Below are 21,272 nucleotides of genomic sequence, written 5' to 3' on the forward strand. Positions count from 1 at the left end.
ACCAGAGCCCGCCTAGCTTTGCTTTTCAACGCAGGCCATATAATTTCAACTCACGATGAATATGAAATATGGAATATGGAATATGAAACATAAAAAAGCCAGCCCACTGTGGGCTGGCAACAAGAGGCTCACTACGCTAGTAAACCCCCTCCCCTGACAACGTTGACGCAAGGCAGGTCGGCTATTTTTTGCGCTCATCCTTACGCAGATGATCGCGAATCACGAAGCCGACCCAACCCACCATAAAAGCGATAACCAAAGCGACGGTGACCAAACCGAAAACAACTGTGTCATCCCAATACATGGTGAATCCTCCCGCCGTGATGTATGCGTTCATACTAGTCACTCATCGGTGGGAGAATGCTGACCTAGGTCAAGTTGCGAGTGGCGGGAGTAAGCGGTTGAACAGGAAATTGATACTAGTCAATTTTTGGGCGTTCATAGCAGCGCAACCACGCTATAGAACTTTACGGTCTTCAACTTTGCTGTGCTCAGTGCCCGGCGGTAACGGGTGACCTTTGGCAAGCTCTGCGCGGGTGGCGTCGCGTACGTCCAGAATCGTTACCTGATAGTTAAGCGTGCGCCCGGCAAGCGGGTGGTTGGTATCCACAGTGACACGGTCGCCCTCCACTTCCAGCACGGTGACGATTTGCGGGCCGGCTTCGCCTTCGGTTTGAAAACGGCTGCCGGGGGTCAATTCCGCATTGCCAAAGGAGGCAAGGCTGACCTCCTGGATCAACGCCTCGTTTCGCACTCCGTAGGCATCGGCAGGCATCAGTTGAACGCTTAGCACGGCGCCCACCGCTTGGCCCGCTAGGGCACTTTCAAGCCCCGGCACAATATTGTCGTGGCCGTGAAGATACTCCAGCGGCTTATTGCGCGCCTGGGAGTCATCCAATACCTGCTTGCTGCCATCGTTGAGCACGTCGCTAAGAACATAGTGCAAGGTAACTACCTGATGCGCCGTAATCGACATGGAAAACTCCTCTCCGGTAAGCTGTCGGCTTTGTAATCGAACACTGCCTCAGTTTACCACTTGGCCATTGCTAACGTCTTTCCAGGAGTAGCGCTTAATGTTAAGCCCCACCCCCCAGCGCAGTTGGCTTGCTGCGCTGGCGATTTATTGTCGTGCGCCCGTTATCACCATGCTGTTTCTGGGGTTTTCCGCAGGCCTGCCCTTTCTGTTGGTGTTCTCGACGCTCTCCGCCTGGCTACGCAGCGATGGCGTGGAAGTTGCGGCGATCGGCTTTTTTGCCTGGATCGGCATGCTCTACTCGATCAAGTTTTTCTGGGCCCCGGTCGTTGACCGGTTAGCGCTACCGTTGATGACCCGCACTTTCGGCCAGCGCCGCGGTTGGATGCTATTAGCGCAAGGGATGATTGCTGCCGGGCTGGTGGGACTCGCCGGTTTAAGCCCGGTCGGCAATCTCGGCTGGGTGGCCCTCTTTGCGCTGCTGGTTGCCTTTGGCTCAGCGACGCAAGATATTGCCATCGACGCCTACCGTATCGAATCCGCGGATGACAACGTCCAGGCAGCCATGGCCTCGACCTATATTATTGGCTATCGCGGGGGTCTGCTTGCTGCTGGCGCAGGGGCGCTGTATATCGCGGCATCCGCCTCTTGGGATGTTGCCTATCTCAGCATGGCAGCACTCATGAGCATTGGCGTGCTGACCGTACTGCTGCGCCCGGAACCCAAGCGGGCATCACTTTCCATTCAGCTTATTCACGAACCCAAGGTACGTGCATTCATTCGCGCCAGCCGCGGTAAGCCCAAATTTTTACGCCGTATGGGCGCCTGGAGCATTGGCGCGTTAGTCTGCCCCTTTACCGACTTTTTTAGCCGCTATGGGGTAAAAGCGCTATGGATTTTGGTGTTTATCGCAGTATTTAGAATCAGCGATTTGGCCATGGCCTCTATGGCCAATCCGCTCTATATCGATTTGGGCTTTTCGCTAGCGGAAATTGCTAACGTGACCAATATATTTGGTATCGCGATGAGCATTACTGGCGGGGTTTTAGGCGGACTGCTGGTGGTGCGTTACGGCATCGGCCCGCTGCTTATCTTCGGGGCGGGGTTGGTCATGGTGACCAACCTGCTGTTTGCGGCGCTTGCGGTGGTGGGTAATCAACTACCTATGTTGGTCGTCACGATTATCGGCGACAACCTCGCCAACGGGTTGGCCAGTGCGGTGTTTATCGCCTTTCTTTCCAGCCTCACTTCACGCGCTTATACCGCGACGCAGTATGCGCTTTTCTCATCGCTGATGACGCTACCGGGGAAATTCTTGAGCGGTTTTGGCGGGCTCGTAGTTACTGCCGAGGGCTACCCGAGCTTCTTTGTCATCGCCACTCTACTCGGCGTGCCCGCCATTGTGCTTGCTATCTGGATTAACCGCGACAAGCAGTTAGTGCCCTACCCCCAAGCCTGCTTAAACAGGCTTGAAGACTGAGACGAGTGAATATTTGGGCTAGCGGTGTGATTCAAGCCAATCCAGGGCGCCCGGCGTCGTGCGCCACTGGTCGCGCATCAGCGTGCGGTACTGCCATGCTTCGGCCCGGGAGCCGGGGTCAACCTGGCCATCTGGGTGGGGCATGGAAGGCCGCGGGTTCTCGGCGCAAATCAGCTCTAGCGCATAGCGATTATGACCAAGCACATCACTAAGCGCCGTTTCAGCGGCTTCGCGCTGCTCTAAGCGATAGAGCGCCAAGGTCTTGCCCATCAGCAGCCCAAGTACCAGCGAGCCGTCGTCGTCATTATCTTCGGCCAGCGCCAGCGCTTCTTCGTTACGGTCGTCGCGCAGCAGTTGATCTAACACCAACTCACGCAGCCCCAAGCTATCTTCCTGGTCGATCAGCAATAGCTCTTCGGCCAGCTCGCGAGAGTGCTGGCGCGCGCCACGCTCCATACCGACCACCAGCGCCAGGCCGGTGCGCAGTAGCATGGCATTGTCAGCATCATCCCAACACAGGTTGCCGTCACCCTCGGCGCGGGCCTGTTCCATCCAGCGTGAAAGACGCAGTGCCAACGGCTCCAGCAGGCTGGGTGCCATCCACGGCAGGCTGCCAAAACGGCTGGTGAGTGCCAACGTTAAATCTTGCACCACCTGCGGGGCATCCAGCCATTCTGGATGTGCGCACAGCGCCGACATCCATTCAACCGCATTGCCCCAGGGGTCATCGCGGAAACCCAGCGCCACGTCTTCATCCACCAGCACCTGAAACTGCTCATGCCAAGCGGCAAACAACGTCGCTTCGCGGGCGCTGGTGTTATACAGCAACCGACCACTTTCAGAGTCAGCCTGAATATCGATTTTCGGCGCAGTAGGCAACGCTGCCAGCAACGCCTGAAGCGACACCAGCGGTGTGGCCAAGTCTTCTTCTGCACTGAGCAGTTGGTCGGCAAGCGTAGCCCCGGGGTTTTCCGCAAGAGCAGCCAGGAAATCCAGTTGGTCTTCGTCCAGTTCGCCCTGACGAACCAGACGGCGATACCAGAAGTTGGCGCGCTCCTTGGCTTCCTGCTCGTGGCCTTCATGCAGCAGCAGCATGGCTTCGATGTAAGCCAAGGTAGGCGAATCGGGCAGCGCCTGTTGTGCTTTTACAAAGGCACCCCGGGCGCTATCCAAGTCATCATTATCCAGGTGCATCAAGCACAGGCGTTCGAGAGCGACGCCGCGCAGGAACAGCGGGCCACGTTCCATGACTTCGTCAAGCAGATCGGCACGCTTGCGGGTAAAACCGCGCTCTTGATAAATATCCAGCAGGATTTCAAACGCGGGTTCAGCCTGTTCGGGCAGCCGTGACCAGTCGCTGCCATCAAACAGTGACTCTAGAATCTGCATGGCGCGACCGGTCTGGCCGCTTTCAGCCGCAATAAGGCCCGCTTCCAGCAGCGCTTGCGCCGGTGCCTGCTGGCTATCCAGCGCCGCTTTCAGGGTGGCACCCTTCCACTCGCGCAGCGATAGCATCCACATCATCTGATCGGGGATGTCGGTGGGAAACTCGACTTTGTAGCAGCACTGCTTAAATTTGCGCCCAGAGTCGCACCAGCACGGCTCGTTGCGCCCCGGCGTGGCAAGTGGCTCGCAGGCAAAGCTAAGCCGCTCCAGCGGGGTTTGTGACCACAACACCGGCGCCAGCGCCTGTGCCATGGCCACATCGCCTTCAAAGGCGTCCGCGCCCTTGGCGCGCACCCAGGTCATGAAATCGGGATAATGCTCTTGCTGCCTGATTGCCGAGAGTGCCCCAGAGGCAAACCCCAGCAGCTGATCGACCCATACCGCCAGCATTGCCATCTCCACTGTGTTTAAAGGCGACATAGTTTATCACGAAGGCTGACACCATCGCAGCGGCAATCGGTTTATCGTTAATGCGCCCACTCAAGCAGTGGTCGTGTACGCTCATGCATATCCAGCCGCGCGCCTAAACGCACCAGATTCCAGTAGTGGCCATTGAGCGCGCGCGAGAGCAACAACGTATCCGCGGGCGGCTGCAGACGATCCATCGCCGCCCACACTTTCGGCGTGAGCTCACGTAAACGGCGGTGCACTCGTACATCGCTGAAATCCTGTTCACCCGGCGCGAACAGCGGCGCGATGCACTCCGCCGATTCGCGATAGAGCGCCAGCGGCGCGCCCTGCCCCTGGCGACCGCCCATCTGCATCAGCGCCTCATCCATGCCCATGGGATCATGCTTTAACGTGGCATCAAGCAGTTGCATCATGGCTTTAATGCGCGCCTCGGGCACTGCGATGATGGCACCTAAATCGTAAATCACCAGTCGCCCTTGGGCGTCGGCAGCGAAGTTACCCGCATGGGGGTCAGCGTGCAGTTCGCCGTAGGTAAACAGCTCCTGGGTAATCCAGTCTGCCAATGTCTGGGCAATGCCTTGACGGGTGGCATCATCGGCGTCTGCTAGTTCTCGCAGCGGCGTACCTTGCACATAGCGCATCGCCAACACATGTTGGCCGGAAAACGCTGGTAGCGGCTCGGGAATCACCAGCCGGGGATCGTTCTGATAACGTTCACGGTAGCGGGCCAACGCGGCAGCTTCGGCGTAATAATCCAACTCCCCACGCAGGCTTTCAGCGAGCTCATCAAACAGCGCATCCAACCGCGTCTGTGGCACCTTAAACCAACGGCCTAACCGCATAATGCGCCGCACCTGAATCAAATCGCTCTCCAGCACCTCGGCAAGGCCAGGGTACTGCACCTTGAGCACAATCGTTTCGCCTTCGTGGGTAGTCGCCCGATGCACCTGCCCCATGGAAGCGCTGGCAAAGGGTCGCTCCTCGATCTCACTGAAATAGTGATCGATGTCACCGTACTGCAGTACCAATGCTTCACGAATACGCGGCCACGGCATGGGTTCGGCCTGGCGCTGCAGGCGAGCTAGCTCCTCCGCAAGATCCGGGGGCAGCAGGTCATCCCATTGAGACATGATTTGCGCAAGCTTCATGGCCGGGCCTTTCAGTTCGGAAAGCCCTTCAAACAGCGCTTCGCCCAGGGCACGCCAATCCGCTTGGCCACCTAAGCGGGTTTTCAGCAACGCCCCACCAGTACGTGCGCCCAAGCCCATCAAGCGCCGTGCTCTACCTTGTTCGCGCATGCTTATACCCCTTAAAAACCCATCACGATGACCCAACTCAATCTAACTACAAGCAATTATTTATACACACTTTGTACAAACTAACAGCATTGAAAACTTATCGCATCACTCTACTGCCTTGCTGCCCCATCCACCAATGCCAGTCACTAACGATGAAGGCGTCTGCTACCATAGGCGTCATCAAAGGATACGATAAAGGCTTCGCTGCCATGCGCCTGATAATTGCCGAAAAACCCAGCCTCGCCCAAGCCATTGCCGAGGCGTTACCGGGCACTAGCCGACGCCAAGATGGCGCTGTGGTATGTGGTGACACCACGGTCACCTGGTGCCTGGGGCATTTATTAGAGCAAGCGCCGCCGGAGGCCTACGATCCCGCCGATAAACAGTGGCGTTTAGATCGCCTCCCGATTGTGCCGCACCAGTGGAAATTGATGCCTCGTTCTAAAGCACGCGGCCAACTGGCAGTGATTCGTAAACTGATCAAACAGGCCACCGATGTCGTGCACGCTGGCGACCCGGATCGAGAGGGTCAGCTGTTGGTGCAGGAAGTGATCGAGTACATGAAGTATCGCGGCCCGGTACAGCGACTGTTGATTAGCGACCTGAACAAGCCCGCCGTTAGCCGAGCGCTTGCCAAGCTAAGCTCCAACGTTGAGTACCAGCCGCTCTTTCTAGCAGCCCAGGCGCGTTCCCGTGCCGACTGGCTGTATGGCATCAATCTAACCCGTGCGTGGACACTCACCGGCCGCCAAGCGGGTCACGACGGCGTGCTTTCCGTAGGCCGCGTGCAAACCCCGGTGCTGGGGCTGATCGTGCGCCGCGACAACGCCATCCGCGACTTTGTACCCCACCCGTTCTATCCACTATGGGTGGATCTCAAAGTCGCCCAGGGTCAACTGCGCGCCTGGTGGGCCCCCAAAGAGCATGAGCCTCTCGATGATCAAGGGCGCTTGATTGATCGCGCGCCCGCGGATGTCCTAGCGGCACAGTTACCCGGCGCATCAGGGCAACTGACCAAACTCGATCAGCAGGAGAAACGCCAGGCACCGCCGCTACCCTACTCACTCTCCGCGCTGCAGGTAGATGCCGCCCGCCGCCATGGGCTTTCCGCGCAAATGGTGTTGGATATTTGTCAGCGGCTCTATGAGCGCCACAAGCTGATTACCTACCCCCGCTCCGATTGCCGCTACCTGCCCGAGGAGCATCTTCAGCTAGCCCAGCGCAGCCTGACCAGCGCCTGCCAAAACGATCAGGAACTTCAGCAGTGGCTGAAGGGCGCAGACTTCACTTTGCGCTCCAAGGCGTGGAACGATAAGCAAGTGGGCGCGCACCATGCGATCGCGCCCACCGGCAAACCGGCAGATTTCAGTCAACTTTCTGACACCGAAGGCCATGTGTTCCGCTTAATCGTGCGCAACGTGATGGCGCAGTTCTACCGCCCGCTGCGCACTTTCGAGGTCAAAGCGGAGTTTACGCTACTGAATGAAGCCTTCCGCGCCCGCGGGCAAAGCATTCTCGACCCCGGCTGGAAGCCACTCTTCACCACCCGCGATGAAACCCCACCGCTGCCCCCGCTCACCCAAGGGGAGTCCTGCCAAGCACTTAGCGCAGGCGTTGAAGAGAAAGAGACTCGCCCGCCAGAACCATTCACCGATGCCAGCCTGATCAAGGCCATGATGAACATTGGCCGTTACGTGGATGATCCGGAGGTACGCCGCACCCTACGCGACACCGACGGCCTGGGCACCGAAGCCACCCGCGCGGGCATTATCGAAACCCTGGTACAGCGCGGCTACTTAGTTCGTCAGCAAAAAGCCCTGCGCGCCACCAAGCTTGGCACTGCCTTGATCACCGCCCTGCCCAGCGCCGTGAGCACGCCTGAACGAACCGCCCTTTGGGAACAGCGCCTACGGGCGATTTCCGAACAACAGGACGACCCTGGCGCGTTTCAGCAGGCGTTGCTGGATGATCTACGCGACCTGCTCACCCACAGCGACGCGGCCAAGTTAAGGCAGAGTTTGCAGAGCGCACAGGGTGAGGCAGGTGGCGCAATGAAGCGTCCGGGTAAGACAAGGAAAACTACTAAAACCAAACGCGCCAACTACCCGAAGCGCAAAGCTGCCAACCCTCGCTGAAATTACTTGCAACTAGCACTAACGCAGCTTGAATCTTCACTAGCAATCAGACAAACTGTCACCAGATATAAACAAGTGGTGACAGTTTGTCTGACCAAGAATCCATTCCCCCATCTTCTCGGGCGCACCTCCAAACCCTGTTCCGCCAGCACGGCGGACAGCTTCGCCTGAGCGAGGCACTGGCTCGGGGCCTTAGCCGATACCAGTTCTATCGGCTCCGCGATGAAGGACTTATCGAGCCGCTCAGCCGAGGCCTGTACAGGCTAGTGGACCTGCCGCCGATTGAAAATCCGGATTTGGTGGCCACCGCTTCCCGTTTTCCTCATGCCGTGCTATGCCTCATTTCGGCGCTGGATTGGCACGGCATCACCACGCAAATTCCCCACCAAGTTCATTTAGCGGTGGAACGGAATGCCCGCTTGCCGATTTTGGATTACCCCCCAGTGGCCGGATACCGATTCTCCGGCCAAGCCTTTAGCGAAGGTATCGAGCAGGTCGAGGTAGATGGCATCACGCTACAGGTCTACAACCCGGAAAAAACCCTGGCGGACTGCTTCAAGTTCCGTAATCGCATCGGCATGGATGTGGTGCTGGAGGCTCTGGAGCTTTACCGCACCCGCAAAACCCTCCTGCCTGGGAAGATAATGGAATACGCTAATATCTGTCGCGTCGCCAAGGTCATGGCGCCTTATGTGGAAGCCAAGCTGTGAAGAAAGCCCACGCAAAGTGAAAGGGGATGATCGTGGCCCAAAACATCACCGCCTCTGTTCGCCAGAAATTGCTGAACAAATCCCGAGAAGAAAAACGCCCCTTTCAGGAGTTACTACAGTACTACGCCATGGAGCGTTTTCTTTACCGGCTTAGCCAATCGACTCATAAACGCAGTTTTACCCTTAAGGGTGCCCTGCTGCTATGGGTTATGCAGGGGCCGGATATACGACCGACGCGTGATATCGATATGCTGGGCCAAACAAGCAATCGCCCAGAGGCTATTCTGGCCCAAGTGAGCGATGTGCTGGCCACGGGCGTTGTGGATGATGGTTTATCTTTTGATTCAAATACTTTAAAAGCCGAAGCCATTACCGAAGATGCCGACTATCAAGGGATTAGGGTGACGTTTACAGGGTTGCTCGGCAACGCCAAAATTCCCATGCAATTGGATATTGGCTTTGGCGACATTATTTTCCCACTGCCTTCCTGGCAGACGTTTCCTGCCTTGCTGGACTTCCCCACCGACAGAATTCTTTGTTACTCACCAGAATCATCCATTGCTGAGAAATTTCAGGCGATGATTAAGCTGGGCGAACTAAACAGCCGCATGAAAGACTTTTACGATATTTGGTCACTCTCGCGGCAGCACTCTTTCACACTCTCGGACCTAGCTGGCGCAATAACAAGAACCTTTGCCAACCGGCATACGGAGCTCCCTGAAACCAATCCTTTTTCTACCGCTTTTGTGGACAGCAAGCAGCCACAATGGCAGGCTTTTCGTAAGCGTCTTGGCCAACCCCATGTGCCGGAGGCATTTTCGGAGGTTGTCGCAGCGGTGTTGGAATTTCTTGCTCCTGTGATAGAAAAAACAGCCGCCGACCTCGTGCAGAAAATCTGGCACCCACCCGGACCATGGAGTCGGCAGGTCGATGGCTAGTTATTTTCCGAAGACAACATCAAACACTAAAGCTCGCCGCAAATAAACATAAACGGTTCGATGACCAACTCTCATAAAAAGTTTGGTGCATTATCCTTATTAAGCAAACGTTATAGCCCCTTGTCTCAAGCTCAGCTTACTAAGTGATTACTCAAAAGTAACCACCTAGCAGCAAGCCTTACCCCCAAAGCTAAGTGCTTCACAAATAAATTCTCCTTTAGCCTCCGTATAAGCTTCTCGATCACTCTTAAAATCTGCCGCCCACTGACGCTTTTTCGTCTCATACTGCTGTGCAAGCCCAATATCAACACGAAGTAGATCGCGAAACGCTAATCGCCGATTCCATTCCTGACAGTTATGTACCATTAAATGCAGATGGTGTGTCCTGCGCCCATTGGCCCACCGCATCAACCAGCGTCTCCCAACCAACAAGGCGTTGTACTCCATTGAGGTTGTATATTTTGAAGCGCATAACGGTGTCATTAAATCATCGGCGTTTGGCATAGAATCGACGCCTGCCAAGATATCAATGATCGGTTTGGCAGAAAGCCCAGGTACGGCAGTGCTACCAATATGTTCGATTGCCACAAACTCACCAGGAAACAAACCCAAAAGCCTATCTCGCTCGTCCTCAAACAAAGCTGGCCAAGCAGTATTGTATGGAGTGAGCACCACCTCCTCGTTAATCGCTCGACTTAAGGATTCCGCTTCATCCACGACTTTCATGCTCCCTGTTTAGAGTATTGATACGCTTTGTTATATAAGCTCAATGTTGGCCCATTTTTTATGACTAAATGCGTTTGCATACTGCATCTTTTCTCCCCTACATTTACCAAGTCTCATCCGTCCCCGGCGGCCCCACATCAATCTGCATATCGGGCGCAATATCCACCACGCCTTGTATATGCTTTAGCCGTTCCGCCGTGACATCGTCTGCCGAGCCGGTTATACAGCCGATTTCTTCAAGAATATCCTTGATGGTCAGCCCTTCCTCACTGAGGCGTGTGGCCACTTCATTTATCGGTTGATCGCTGGAAATAGTGATCAACCATAGCGCTACCGCTGGCATCTGGCATATCTCCATAGTGAGTGCGCTGGGCGGCCTGAAAGAAGTGGCTGCACAGCGCGTCGCCCACGTTAGGGCGCTTGCACCAATCCTACTCCCACGCTGGATTCAGGCGATGGCAGCGCTTGCACCGAAGCCATCAGCTGCTGCCACAGCTTCCTTCCCCTCAATTCATCATCAGACTGAGCCCAAAGGGCTGCGCAGCCTGCTACGTGTGGCGCCGCCATGCTGGTGCCACTGATCGCCTTATGACGAGTAGGCCGTGGCCATGAGGAGAAGATATCGCGCCCAGGCGCGGCAATTTCAATCTTGCCATGATTGGAAAAGCTGGAAGGCTTCAGGTTCTGGTCCAGGGACGCCACCGACATCACCGTAGGCGAGTTGGCAGGCGCGCCCGTATTGGTCGCAGAATTCCCCGCCGCGGCAATAATGAGGCACCCATTACGCAGCGCCGCTTCACCCGCATGGGTGTAGGCGGCCTGCACCGGGCTCTGGCTGCCAAGCGACATTGAGATTACCTCACACCGATTGGCGATAGCCCAGTTCAAGCCAGCCAGTACGCCCGCCCCGGTACTACTGCCCGAGTTGGTCAGCACCTTGCCGACGAAGACCTGCGCTTCATACGCGATCCCGTAGCGCTGTTTGTTTCCACTGGGTGCCTGGGGGCCACAGGCCGTGCCGATACAGTGCGTACCGTGCCCGTTGATATCCTGCACCGGCTCCCCGACGAACGAGCGGGTAACGAATTCCCGTCCAGCGAAATCCAGGTGGCCAAGATCCATCCCGGTATCCAGCACGGCCACTTTAATGCCTGCACCGCTCCAGCTGCTTTGTGGCACCCTGCAACGAGTTAGCCCCCATGTCGACTGCTGAGCATCAGACTCAGTCCCATCACCGGTGTCCTCCCTATCAAGGTCGACACCCAAGTCGTGCGCGATGGTGCTCGCTGCCCGCAAGAAGCCGCGGAGGTATTCCGAATTTTTAGAACCAGAGTTTTTAAAATCAGAGCTTTTAAAACCAGAGCTCTCGGAAAACGCAAAGTACTCCGGCTCAATGATTTCGATAGGACTATCCGCTGACACCTTATCCAACACACTCATGCCATGTTGCTCCAAGGCATCACCACCCACCAGTGCCACGCCTAGCTCGGGAAACACCATTGCTTCGGCATCCCCTGCGTCTTCCAGACTGACGGCCTGATCGGTAAAGTCGCGGGCATCAGCCACCCGAAAGTTCTGGGCTTTTAACGACTTGATACCCTCTTCCATCCATCCGTCACGAAAGCTGATAAGAAAACGTCCTGTTTCCAGACAACTGCCTCCCCGCTCCAGGGCCGCCAACAGCAGCTTTTCGGTGCTACACGATACGGTGGCAAGCGCCCTGCTTGCGCGTGTGGGTTTGCTGCCATTTCCACGGCCTGTCGGTTTTTTAGCCATCGCTGACCTCCATTTCGTCTGGCTTTCAAACGTTGCGGCTTAAGTGCTTACCTATAGAAAGCAAAGCTTCTCTATGCAGAAAGTCGTGCTTTCAGCTTAACGCACCTAATGATCTTCGCCAGATTGATTGAGTTCAGCGGGAATACGCTCGTCATCCCGAAGGGTGAGCACTTCAGGTACATCGTTACGCTAAGTTGCCACGTTGGAAAGAGGTTTCAACGCCACTACTTTCTTGCGCAGCGCCAGCTTCGGCTTCTCTAACGAAGCGCGCCACTGGGCACACTCCTGGGGTTGCTGCGGGTCGTTATCAGGGCTTGCGCTGAAGGCATCCAGCCAAGCTTGACGGGAACACAGGTCTTGATACTCCCCGAGTAGGCCCTGGCGATACTTCAATTCAGTCAGGAACGGCTCAGGAGTCTTTGGATTCAGATCAGCCAGGTAGCGAATCCGCTTCACGCCCTTGCGCAGCTCATGGAACTCGGCGTCTTGAGCGTCTAATGAGAGTGCCGCCAAATCCTCATCGTGGCGTGCGATGCGCGCATCCAGTACCGCCTTGATGCGTTTTGGCGTGAGTTTTGACAGCGCTTTCCCAACATCATCGGAAGCGATAAAACTCTGCCAGCCCTCAAGCTCTTCAGCGTACTCCGGTGTATTTAACTGCTGGCACAGCGTCTGATGCCGTTCCCGCTGGCTAGCCTGCAGCCACTGCGTTAACCCCTGGCGAGCTACCGAAGAGAGCGGCGGGGGCGTCTTGGCCATATCCTCCAGAAACACATCAATATCACGCAGGTCACTGGTGGCCTGGGCACGATGTTTGAGCCGCTTAAGCATCTTCTTCAGGCCTGGCACTTTGGTAATGGAGCGCACGGATTCACCCACTGCCCGGCTACGGCGCAGGTTGACCCGGTACTGGTGCAGAAACTCAGGATCAACACCTGCGATGACGCCAGGCTCCAAGGCCCGAATCAACTGATACTGGTGCTCCAGCATGGCGCAGATACGACTGGCGGTGTCGCCTTTGTGTTTGGGTGGTTGGGGGGCAAGGCGCTTGAAAAGTGAATAACTGACCGCTTCCGGGGTGAGGCACCCCACTAGCTTGGCATCGCCCTGCCCTACGCTTTTCCAGGCAGTATCAGGCCGCGTGAAATGCAGCACGCTACCGGTGGGCAGCGAATGCGACGCTGTCTTATCGAGCCAACGGGCCAGGTCATGCAGCGCCGGGTTATGCCCAACCACCAGCACCCTTTCGGCTTCATCCGGTAACGCTTTGAGCCATGCCTGCAGCCCGGCGCCATCGAAAGTGTAAAGGTCTTCATCGAAGTGAACCTGATCGACCAGAGTATGTTCAGGCAGTTGCACCGCGATCTCGTCGAAGGTTTCCCGCGTGCGAGCTGCTGTACTGACGTAAATCTCCCCTTCGAACGCTTGCCAGCGCTGCAGCACAGGCGCCATCGCCGCTGCCTGACGCTTACCCCGCTTTCGCAACGGCCGTTGGTGGTCGGTCATATCGCCACTGGGCTGTTTGGCCTTGGCGTGCCGCATTAGGTATAAGTGCCGCATGGGTTCGCTCACAAGTAAAGGGTGTTGAACGAAGTTTAGTACACGCGCATCAACTATTGAGTAAGATTAAAGGCGCCCCCGCCTTTGCCCTCTTTTATACCATCGCGACACACCACGACTTTGTTCCTGCCGCCGCGCTTGCCAGCATAAAGCATCTTATCCGCCCGCGTGATGAGAGAGTCTAGATCGACCTCATTACTATTCGTTGCAGCTACCCCGATGGTGACACTTGGGCTCAGCTCGCTCATTTCTTCCTTTAACGGCAACTCAGCGACCTTCTTTTTCAAGCACTCAGCGATGATTTGCGCATCGTTTGGGTTAGTGTTCGGCAGGGCCACTACAAACTCTTCACCACCAAATCGCCCTATTACATCCGATGGACGCAGAGACTCTGCGCAAACCTTAGCGATTTTGGACAGCACCCAATCCCCATGGCTATGCCCCCAGGTATCGTTAATATTTTTGAAATGGTCCACATCAATCATAAAAAGGCTAAACGGCATCTTTTCGGACTGGGAGTGCTGTAACAGCTCATGGGCCAATTTCATAAAATGGCCGCGATTATTGAGATTTGTCAACGCATCCCGCTCAGCGACTATCCGCAGTTGCTCTTCCAGTGCTTTTCGGTGCGCAATTTCGTTGTGCAACTGGTGATTTTGATCACGCTCTTCGTGAAGCAACGCATACTGCTTACGCTGCAGACTCTCCAAACGCAGCAAGGCAAAGAACCCCACCACGATTCCCATGATCAACAAAAGTGCGATGCGAAGCGCCGTTATCGGGGCAATCTCCGTAAACAGAACAGCAGCGACTAAAAAGCCAATATTTAAGTAGAGGCTGGCAAAAACCACCACGGTTAGCAGGCTGGGAATTAGAAGATAGAACGCCATAGTGGCGACTACCACCGCGGTGATTTGAGTGGAGAGACTTTCGGGGCGCAAGGGAATAATCAAAATGATACCCGTTGCTAATATCCACAATGGCAAGGCGTGCAACCAAGCTCGATAAAAGCGCCCTCTCCCGTACCTGACAATGAAGGCCACAAGCAGGCAAAGGCTTACCACTACAATGCGCATGGTAAGGAGCAGGTAAAACTTTCGGGTGAGACCGAGCAAGTAGTAATCCGAAATCGCAAACATACCAAAGACTAAGGTGGCAACACTCAGAGAAAGGCTGAACTCTAACCTAACGCTTTCCTGGATAGACTTGCGATACATCGACTCACTGTCAGCGTCGCAAAATTGGCCCGTTAACCAATGCACCTGGTTCCGCTTTTTTTGTAATGGCAAAGCCCCACACTCCCTGAGTAACGCGGTGATTTCTTTCGGGTTCACTAAGCAAAGCTACTCCACTAACCGGAACAGTCAACTGGAGTGAGTTAGCGAACACGCTTATGCGGCTTCACCACCAGCCAACTGGCCAACACCAAGCTGCCGAATAGCGAATAAACCACCACAAACACCCACGCCGGTAACGTGAAATAGAGCAAGCTATGCAGCCAGTGCTGAATAAATGACCCCGAATAGTTGCCAGCGCCCACCTCTGCTCTAAGCGCCATTTCCCAGGTGGTTAACGGACAAACAACACCTAACCAGGCTTGAACGACCACATAGCCAATCGCGCACAAATGCACGATGCGGAAAATGCGATTGCGCACCCACTGCCAGTTCAGAAAATAGCCCGCGTATACTGCGAATAAGCCGAGTACCACGAAGGTCACAAACAACACATGAAGTATGAGGATGGCGTCGGCTAGTAAAAGTAGCAGGGACGGTGGCATAGGGAATGGGCTATCTGGCACAAAACACCTCAACCTCTAACTGAAACATTTGTTTACATGAATACCAGCGCTCGTTAATAACATCCTATTTATAATACTTATCGCTCATTGCGCACTAGACTTACTCCTGTATAACAGCGCAATATTTTTGGTCACCGCCGACAAAAAGACCGCCTGTAAGGCCCTCCCAGCGTCTCCTCCCATTGGGGCAAAGCTTTACCCTCCCACCATAGCCCAAGGACAACAACAGCAGATGGCTCAGAGTAACCGTCGTCTCGCCATGCAGGCTTGGCTTTTGATTCTGCTCACTAGCAGCTTGCTGATCAGTGTCAGCAGCCTGCTGCTAGACCGCGTTGCACACCTTCCACTACCCCCACAGTGGCGTTTGAGCCCTGACGGCACCCTTGCCGTGCTGGTGGTTAGCGTCGGCCTGCTGGCCCTTCTGAGCCACCAGTCACGCTGGCGACGTTTAGCTGGCGGCCTGATGCTCGCATTGGGTGGTTATAGCCTTGGCCACGATCTTCTCGCACCGGGAACGGACGACGGGCTTTCATGGCTCACCGGGCAGCCACGCCTGGGCACGGTACCTGCGTTGCTGGTAGTGATTATGGGAACGAGTTGTTTCTTTTCTCCAACATCAGGGGGCACCCGGCGCGGTTATCGTTTGATCGGCTGGGCATCGATCATCATCGGCGTTACTACGTTGGCTTACCCACTGATCACCCAGACGCCACCCAACTCGGTGGCAGGCCTCACCTCCATGGGTAGCTTATTCTGCCTCCTGCTGGGCGCAGCTCTATTGATTATTGCCCATCAGCGCACCTATCCGACGCTGCCACTGCCCCGCTCTGCCATTATCGTTGGTGTGTTAGGCGTCACAGTCAGTATCATGATCTGGCTGGTCAGCAGTTGGGTACAGTACAACGCCCGCCTCACCGCTGCCGATACGCTTGTAAACAATGTCGCCGATGGCATGGAGCAGCGAATTGAGTCAAAAGTAAAACAGGTTGAGCGCCTAACAGAGCGCTGGATGGCGTTAAGAGGCGAGGGTCGTAACGTCGTTCGCGAGCTCCAAGAAGTAGAGATGCGAACCTTTATGCGTGACGAGCCAAGCTTGCTGGCCATCGTTCACTTAGCCGATGACGCCCAAATACGATGGCGAGTGGGCCGCGAACCCGCAAACCTACTATGGATGATGGATCAGCTGACCGGCCCCGCGACACTGGGCTGGCTACGTCTACAAAATGAACTTCATCAGCGTATCAGCTGGCATTTTCCTGATCCCGAACGCAGCAGCCACGGTTTACTAGCGGTGACGCTCGATCGGGGACAGACCACCATGCTGGCTGCCATCGACTTAGCCGAGATCATCCAGTTGCAGCGTCACCTGGATACAAGTGGCTTCATCATCACTTATACCTCAAACGACCAAACGTGGGGCACGTTGGCCGCCAAAAGTTGGCACGGAGCGCTTATCCCGAGGGCGTTTGATTCCCACGAGGTAGCGCTGCCCGGCGGGCCGACCTTCACGATTACAGCACTAGACGGTCCGCTGTCGCTGAGCAGCCTGCCCGGCGCTTTGCCGGTGATCTTCGGCCTAATGGGGTTAGTGTTTTCTTATCAGTTGATCATCAGCCGTGCCCTAAGCGCTTTTCGTGATCAACAGGCCGCCACTTTGCAGCTCAATGAGCAGCGCTTCCGATCCCTGTTCACCCAGAACCCAGATGCGGTATTTGCCTATAACCGTGACGGCACCTACGAAAGCCTCAATCCGGTGACGGAAGCCATCGTGGGACTCTCGGAAAGCGAGCTACTGGAAAAGCACTTCCGCTCCGTCATCTGCGAACCAGCCTGTTCCAGGCAGGATATTGAGCGAACGGAGTCCGCTTTCCAGCGCGCCGTTAACGGCCTGCCCAGCAGCTATACTATGCGCTTTGCGCACGACGAGGCAGCTACTCAAGATTTGGAAGTAACGATGGTGCCCATCGTGGTCGATGGTGAGGTCAACGGCGTCTTCGGTATTGCCAAGGACATCACCGATCGCGTTGCCGCCGAGGAGCGGCTGCTCATTCTAGAACGAAGCCTTGCGGCAAGCGGCAACGGCGCCATGATCATTGACGTTCGTACGGAGGAGAAACAGGTAGTTTATGTGAACCCTGCGTTCACGCATATTACCGGTTACCTAGAGCAAGAAGCCGTCGGCCATGCGCCGCTACTCCTCAGCGGCGCTGAAACGGATACTGCGGACACCGTGCAGATCCAAGCAGCGATCCAGCAAGGCATTAGCCTATCCACCACCGTGCGCACTTATCGTCGCGATGGCTCCCCCTTTTGGAACCAGCTGCTTCTGTCGCCGGTGAAGGATGCCAATCAACAGGTTAGCCACTTTATCTGCATCATCAATGATATCTCCGATCGCAAGGAGCAGGAGAGCCAGCTGGCTTATCAGGCGACCCACGACGTTTTGACCGGCCTTGGCAATCGAGCGCTATTCAGCGACCGTCTGGCCCATGACCTCGAATTGGCCGCTCGCAATGGCCAAACATTGGCCGTACTGTTCGTTGACCTGGACGAGTTCAAACCAATCAACGATACGCTCGGCCACAACGTTGGTGATCAGCTTTTGATCAGCGTGGCAGAGAAGCTGCAGCAAGGATTGCGGGTCAGTGACACCCTCGCCCGTTTGGGTGGCGATGAGTTCGTGCTGCTGCTACCCGACTTGAATCACCCCGATGAAGCCGAAGAAGTGGCCGGCCGGCTGCTGGATGCACTCAATAAGCCTCACCGAGTCAGCGGCCACGAGCTCCACGTATCGGCCAGCATTGGTATCGCCGTGAACCGCGGCGGGCTCGATGAACCTGAGCGGCTGCTTCAGCACGCTGACATGGCCATGTATAAAGCCAAGCAGCAAGGTCGTAATACCTACGAGGTGTACACAGAAGATCTCGACAGAAAGCTCAGCCAGCGCGTTACCCTGCGCAGTGAGCTACAGGAAGCCATCGAGCACGGTCATCTCAACCTGCATTACCAGCCCCTGATTAATCGAGAAGGCGAGGTCGACGGACTGGAAGCGCTGGTTCGCTGGTACCACCCGACCAAGGGTTTTATCTCGCCAGCGAAATTTATTCCCATTGCGGAGGAGACTGGTCAGATCATTCCGCTGAGCCGCTGGGTGATGCGGCAGGCCTGCAAAGATGCTCAACAGCTGGTGGCACAAGGCTTATTAAAAGGACGTATGGCAGTCAACCTGTCGCCCCTTCAGTTTCACCGTCCCAACTTCCTCAGCACGTTGCGCAACGTACTGAACGAGACGCACCTTGCACCTGAGCATCTGGAGCTGGAACTGACCGAAGGCATCTTGATGCGTGATGCCGACGGCGCCATCGATATCCTCCATGCCCTGAGTAGCATGGGCGTCAGTACTGCCATTGACGACTTCGGCACCGGTTTTTCCAGCCTGAGTTACCTGCGCGACCTGCCCATCGACAAGATCAAGATCGACCGCAGCTTCGTGCAGGATGCCGCCAAGAGCGACAAGAACGCCGCCATCTGCCAGGGCGTTATTACCTTGGCGCTGGAGCTTGATCTCAGGGTGGTTGCCGAAGGTATCGAAACGGGAGAACAGCACGACTATTTGATGTCGCTAGGCTGCGAGGTTTTCCAAGGCTACCTGTTTGCCAAACCTATACCGCTGGATAGCCTCATCACATGGCTCACGCAAAAAGCACTGATGACACACAACGTATAACGGCAACATCAAGGTGATCCTCCACGGAGGCCACCCTGATGTTGAGTCTTCAATGGTTTTCGTTATATGAGCCTGCTGGCCCGCATTAGATTATCGTTAGCTTGCTGCAGTGGGCACCTCGGTACGCAGCTGCTTTTGAGGCAGTGAGGGAGCCAACGATGCAGCGCCTTCTCTGAGCTGGAAGGTGCTGACAAGATCTGCCAGGCGGACAGACTCGTCTTCCAGTGACGCCGCCGCGGTGCTGGTCTGCTCGACCAGAGAAACGTTTTGCTGGGTTGCACTGTCCATCTGATTGACGGCTATCGACACTTGGCTGATACCACTCTCCTGCTCTTGCACGGCACTCTGAATCGCCTGCATCATGGTCGTGACCTTCTGAATGGCCTGCATAGTGGCGTCCATTTCCTCTTGTGTCTGACCCGACTGTTCAGCTCCGGCAGAAATATTCTGGGTGATTTCCAGAATAATGGCACGGATCTCTTTGGAGGCTTCGGCAGAATTGCCTGCGAGCTTGCGTACCTCTCCTGCTACCACAGCGAAGCCGCGGCCATGCTCACCGGCTCTGGCAGCTTCGACTGACGCATTCAGAGCCAGGATATTGGTCTGGAAGGCGATCTCTTCGATAGTGCCGATGATGTCCTGCACGCGTCGTGAACTGACTTGCATGGTTTCCATCAACTGCGAGGTGCGAATAACGGCTTCACGAGACTCTGTCGCCTTTCCGACCGCTTCTTCACTGAGCTGGTTGGCCGAGGTAGCGGACTCACTGGTCTGGCGAACGGTTGAGTTAATCTGCTCCATGCTGGTAGCCGTTTCCTGCAGCGCTGAGGCCTGCTCTTCGGTACGAGTCGCCAGGTCCTCGCTGCCCGCGGCTATCTCACGGGAACTGAGCGCCACTTGATCACCGCTCTGGCGTAACAAGCCGATGATGTCGACGAGGCGGGCTTGCATCTCCTGAAGCGCCTGGTTCAGGGTGCTGATCTCGTTCCGGCCACGTACCTCAATTTGATTGGTGAGATCCCCTTTGGCAATGTGTGCGCAGATCTTGCCAGCATGGCGCAGTGGCGCCACGAGTAGTTTCTGAATGCCGACATAAGCACCAATGGTCAGCAGAATAGCCACCAGCAAGAACACTGCGGTCAGGATAATGGTTTGCTGAACGCTACTTGCGGCATCCGCCTGCATTTCAGCAGCGCGCTCCTCAGCGTAACCCGCGAACGCACGCACACTGTCCGAAAATTCCGCACCGAGTGTGCTGAGTCGTTGGCTCTCTTGCCGCATCGTTTCGACATCACCAACTTCGATGGCATCAATCAGCCCAGGGGTGACGAGCTTTTCAAAGCCGTTAATCACGGCCTTGAAGTAGGGAAAACGACGCTGTGAGGCATCAACATTGATATCACGAAACTCTTCAAATCTGACCAGGCTACTATCCAGGCTTTCTTGCGTCTGATTGAGCGCGGTTGCTGTTAGCTCATCGTCGCCAAGCCGCGAAAACTCCTCATAACGCAACATACGCAGCCGCATTTCCAGGAGGTTGGACTCCATGCGATTTGCGGTATTGGCTTGTTCGACGCTGATCTCAGCCAGCTCATTGATATTACTTTTAGAAGCTAACCCGCCAAAAATAGACACCGCGCCGATAATCGCGGTCATACTGATCATCATTAGCAATAGCATAGTCAGTAAGGTTTTTAATGTAATGTTTCTCATTTTCTTCCCATTTTATGCACGTTATTTTTTACCTAACCCCGCTCCCTGGAAAACCTAATTTTCCCAAGGATATTTACGGCAACGACTTTTCTTTATATTTCTTTAGTTCAACGCCTATAGCGATCTGCTTAACCGCTACCCACAGCCTATAAGCGACCTGCCTCTCTAAAGCTAAGAGGAAAATAGTGAGTTAGCTACGCAACTTAGGCGGGACATCTCGTCTCGCCTTATAGTGGCTCTCGGCCACGGGCAGATACCGGTAGTTAAATTTCGACAATAGGGAAGAGGCCCCAACAAAGGGCATTATTCTTTTTAAGGATAATCTCATTAAATCAGTAGCGTTAATCCCGAAGAAAGATTAAGACCAGCCAAGTAAGTCAGGCATCAAAATGTATCGTTACAAACGGCTTGCGTATGGTGCTCACAATGATTAAGGTTTGCATATTATAAATAATAGCTAGCCTGGATTTCTCATAGTACCTCAGCCAGTACCGCACTCAGGCTGTAACACCGCTAAACACCTACTGGCTCGACTTACATCGGCTACTTTTTAACCACTTTCCGGCGTTCAGACACAC

Annotated in this window: 16 protein-coding genes; 5 read left to right on the plus strand and 11 right to left on the minus strand. The window is 55.4% G+C overall.

The window, feature by feature from the left end; all coding sequences use genetic code 11:
- Positions 1-181: 181 nt before the first annotated feature.
- Together ccoM and V8L71_RS17085 are read right to left on the minus strand one after the other, a co-directional pair.
- Positions 182-337, minus strand: a complete 156-nt coding sequence (ccoM, locus tag V8L71_RS17080; protein ID WP_157826455.1) for a cytochrome c oxidase subunit CcoM — start codon at positions 335-337, stop codon at positions 182-184.
- Positions 338-457: 120 nt separating this feature from the next.
- Positions 458-976: an FKBP-type peptidyl-prolyl cis-trans isomerase gene (locus tag V8L71_RS17085; protein WP_101145362.1), complete on the minus strand. Its 519-nt coding sequence runs from the start codon at positions 974-976 to the stop codon at positions 458-460.
- A 97-nt stretch (positions 977-1,073) separates the two neighbouring features.
- Here V8L71_RS17085 and V8L71_RS17090 point away from each other — a divergent pair, with 97 nt between their 5' ends.
- Positions 1,074-2,453 carry an AmpG family muropeptide MFS transporter gene (locus V8L71_RS17090; protein WP_336274888.1) on the plus strand — a complete coding sequence of 460 codons (1,380 nt, stop codon included), beginning with the start codon at positions 1,074-1,076 and terminating at the stop codon, positions 2,451-2,453.
- 18 nt (positions 2,454-2,471) lie between these two features.
- Here V8L71_RS17090 and V8L71_RS17095 read toward each other — a convergent pair whose 3' ends face one another.
- Both V8L71_RS17095 and V8L71_RS17100 read right to left on the minus strand, forming a co-directional pair.
- Positions 2,472-4,289, minus strand: a complete 1,818-nt coding sequence (locus V8L71_RS17095; RefSeq protein ID WP_336274902.1) for an SEC-C metal-binding domain-containing protein — start codon at positions 4,287-4,289, stop codon at positions 2,472-2,474.
- Positions 4,290-4,366: 77 nt separating this feature from the next.
- The gene (locus V8L71_RS17100; protein ID WP_336274889.1) at positions 4,367-5,608 is read right to left on the minus strand and encodes an ABC1 kinase family protein; all 1,242 of its coding nucleotides are present in this window, start codon (positions 5,606-5,608) and stop codon (positions 4,367-4,369) included.
- A gap of 209 nt (positions 5,609-5,817) precedes the next feature.
- On the opposite strand from V8L71_RS17100, the gene V8L71_RS17105 reads away from it, so the two are divergent.
- The 3 genes from V8L71_RS17105 to V8L71_RS17115 all read left to right on the plus strand — a co-directional run bounded on the left by V8L71_RS17105 (position 5,818) and on the right by V8L71_RS17115 (position 9,391).
- Positions 5,818-7,743, plus strand: coding sequence for a DNA topoisomerase III (locus V8L71_RS17105; protein ID WP_336274890.1), 1,926 nt, complete (start codon positions 5,818-5,820; stop codon positions 7,741-7,743).
- 86 nt (positions 7,744-7,829) lie between these two features.
- Positions 7,830-8,453: a type IV toxin-antitoxin system AbiEi family antitoxin domain-containing protein gene (locus V8L71_RS17110; protein ID WP_336274891.1), complete on the plus strand. Its 624-nt coding sequence runs from the start codon at positions 7,830-7,832 to the stop codon at positions 8,451-8,453.
- A 32-nt stretch (positions 8,454-8,485) separates the two neighbouring features.
- A complete protein-coding gene (locus tag V8L71_RS17115) occupies positions 8,486-9,391 on the plus strand; it encodes a nucleotidyl transferase AbiEii/AbiGii toxin family protein (protein WP_336274892.1) in 906 nt (301 codons plus the stop codon).
- 165 nt (positions 9,392-9,556) lie between these two features.
- On the opposite strand, the gene V8L71_RS17120 is transcribed toward V8L71_RS17115, so the two are convergent.
- The 6 genes from V8L71_RS17120 to V8L71_RS17145 form a co-directional block, all read right to left on the minus strand.
- On the minus strand, positions 9,557-10,108 hold the full coding sequence (locus V8L71_RS17120) for a GrpB family protein (RefSeq protein WP_336274893.1): 552 nt from the start codon (positions 10,106-10,108) through the stop codon (positions 9,557-9,559).
- Between the two features lie 112 nt (positions 10,109-10,220).
- The gene (locus V8L71_RS17125; RefSeq protein WP_336274894.1) at positions 10,221-10,460 is read right to left on the minus strand and encodes a hypothetical protein; all 240 of its coding nucleotides are present in this window, start codon (positions 10,458-10,460) and stop codon (positions 10,221-10,223) included.
- Positions 10,461-10,528: 68 nt separating this feature from the next.
- On the minus strand, positions 10,529-11,893 hold the full coding sequence (locus tag V8L71_RS17130; protein ID WP_336274895.1) for a S8 family serine peptidase: 1,365 nt from the start codon (positions 11,891-11,893) through the stop codon (positions 10,529-10,531).
- Between the two features lie 189 nt (positions 11,894-12,082).
- On the minus strand, positions 12,083-13,453 hold the full coding sequence (locus V8L71_RS17135; protein WP_336274896.1) for a CHAD domain-containing protein: 1,371 nt from the start codon (positions 13,451-13,453) through the stop codon (positions 12,083-12,085).
- A gap of 53 nt (positions 13,454-13,506) precedes the next feature.
- A complete protein-coding gene (locus V8L71_RS17140) occupies positions 13,507-14,742 on the minus strand; it encodes a GGDEF domain-containing protein (RefSeq protein WP_336274897.1) in 1,236 nt (411 codons plus the stop codon).
- Positions 14,743-14,831: 89 nt separating this feature from the next.
- Entirely contained in the window at positions 14,832-15,233 is a 402-nt protein-coding gene (locus V8L71_RS17145; protein ID WP_101146531.1) for a DUF2784 domain-containing protein, read from the minus strand.
- A 253-nt stretch (positions 15,234-15,486) separates the two neighbouring features.
- On the opposite strand from V8L71_RS17145, the gene V8L71_RS17150 reads away from it, so the two are divergent.
- Positions 15,487-18,981, plus strand: coding sequence for a putative bifunctional diguanylate cyclase/phosphodiesterase (locus V8L71_RS17150; RefSeq protein WP_336274898.1), 3,495 nt, complete (start codon positions 15,487-15,489; stop codon positions 18,979-18,981).
- 96 nt (positions 18,982-19,077) lie between these two features.
- On the opposite strand, the gene V8L71_RS17155 is transcribed toward V8L71_RS17150, so the two are convergent.
- On the minus strand, positions 19,078-20,694 hold the full coding sequence (locus V8L71_RS17155; protein WP_336274899.1) for a methyl-accepting chemotaxis protein: 1,617 nt from the start codon (positions 20,692-20,694) through the stop codon (positions 19,078-19,080).
- Between the last annotated feature and the right edge of the window lie 578 nt (positions 20,695-21,272).

Origin of the sequence: Vreelandella indica, from assembly GCF_037070225.1 — a bacterium.
Taxonomy (GTDB): Bacteria; Pseudomonadota; Gammaproteobacteria; order Pseudomonadales; family Halomonadaceae; genus Vreelandella; species Vreelandella arctica.

Bases quoted from the DNA above. Each gene is read 5' to 3' on its own strand.
- V8L71_RS17135 (WP_336274896.1), bottom strand. From the start codon at position 13,453: ATGCGGCACTTATACCTAATGCGGCACGCCAAGGCCAAACAGCCCAGT.
- V8L71_RS17145 (WP_101146531.1), bottom strand. From the start codon at position 15,233: ATGCCACCGTCCCTGCTACTTTTACTAGCCGACGCCATCCTCATACTT.
- V8L71_RS17085 (WP_101145362.1), bottom strand. From the start codon at position 976: ATGTCGATTACGGCGCATCAGGTAGTTACCTTGCACTATGTTCTTAGC.
- V8L71_RS17130 (WP_336274895.1), bottom strand. From the start codon at position 11,893: ATGGCTAAAAAACCGACAGGCCGTGGAAATGGCAGCAAACCCACACGC.
- V8L71_RS17125 (WP_336274894.1), bottom strand. From the start codon at position 10,460: ATGCCAGCGGTAGCGCTATGGTTGATCACTATTTCCAGCGATCAACCG.
- V8L71_RS17095 (WP_336274902.1), bottom strand. From the start codon at position 4,289: ATGCTGGCGGTATGGGTCGATCAGCTGCTGGGGTTTGCCTCTGGGGCA.
- V8L71_RS17155 (WP_336274899.1), bottom strand. From the start codon at position 20,694: ATGAGAAACATTACATTAAAAACCTTACTGACTATGCTATTGCTAATG.
- V8L71_RS17150 (WP_336274898.1), top strand. From the start codon at position 15,487: ATGGCTCAGAGTAACCGTCGTCTCGCCATGCAGGCTTGGCTTTTGATT.
- V8L71_RS17090 (WP_336274888.1), top strand. From the start codon at position 1,074: ATGTTAAGCCCCACCCCCCAGCGCAGTTGGCTTGCTGCGCTGGCGATT.
- V8L71_RS17100 (WP_336274889.1), bottom strand. From the start codon at position 5,608: ATGCGCGAACAAGGTAGAGCACGGCGCTTGATGGGCTTGGGCGCACGT.
- V8L71_RS17105 (WP_336274890.1), top strand. From the start codon at position 5,818: ATGCGCCTGATAATTGCCGAAAAACCCAGCCTCGCCCAAGCCATTGCC.
- ccoM (WP_157826455.1), bottom strand. From the start codon at position 337: ATGAACGCATACATCACGGCGGGAGGATTCACCATGTATTGGGATGAC.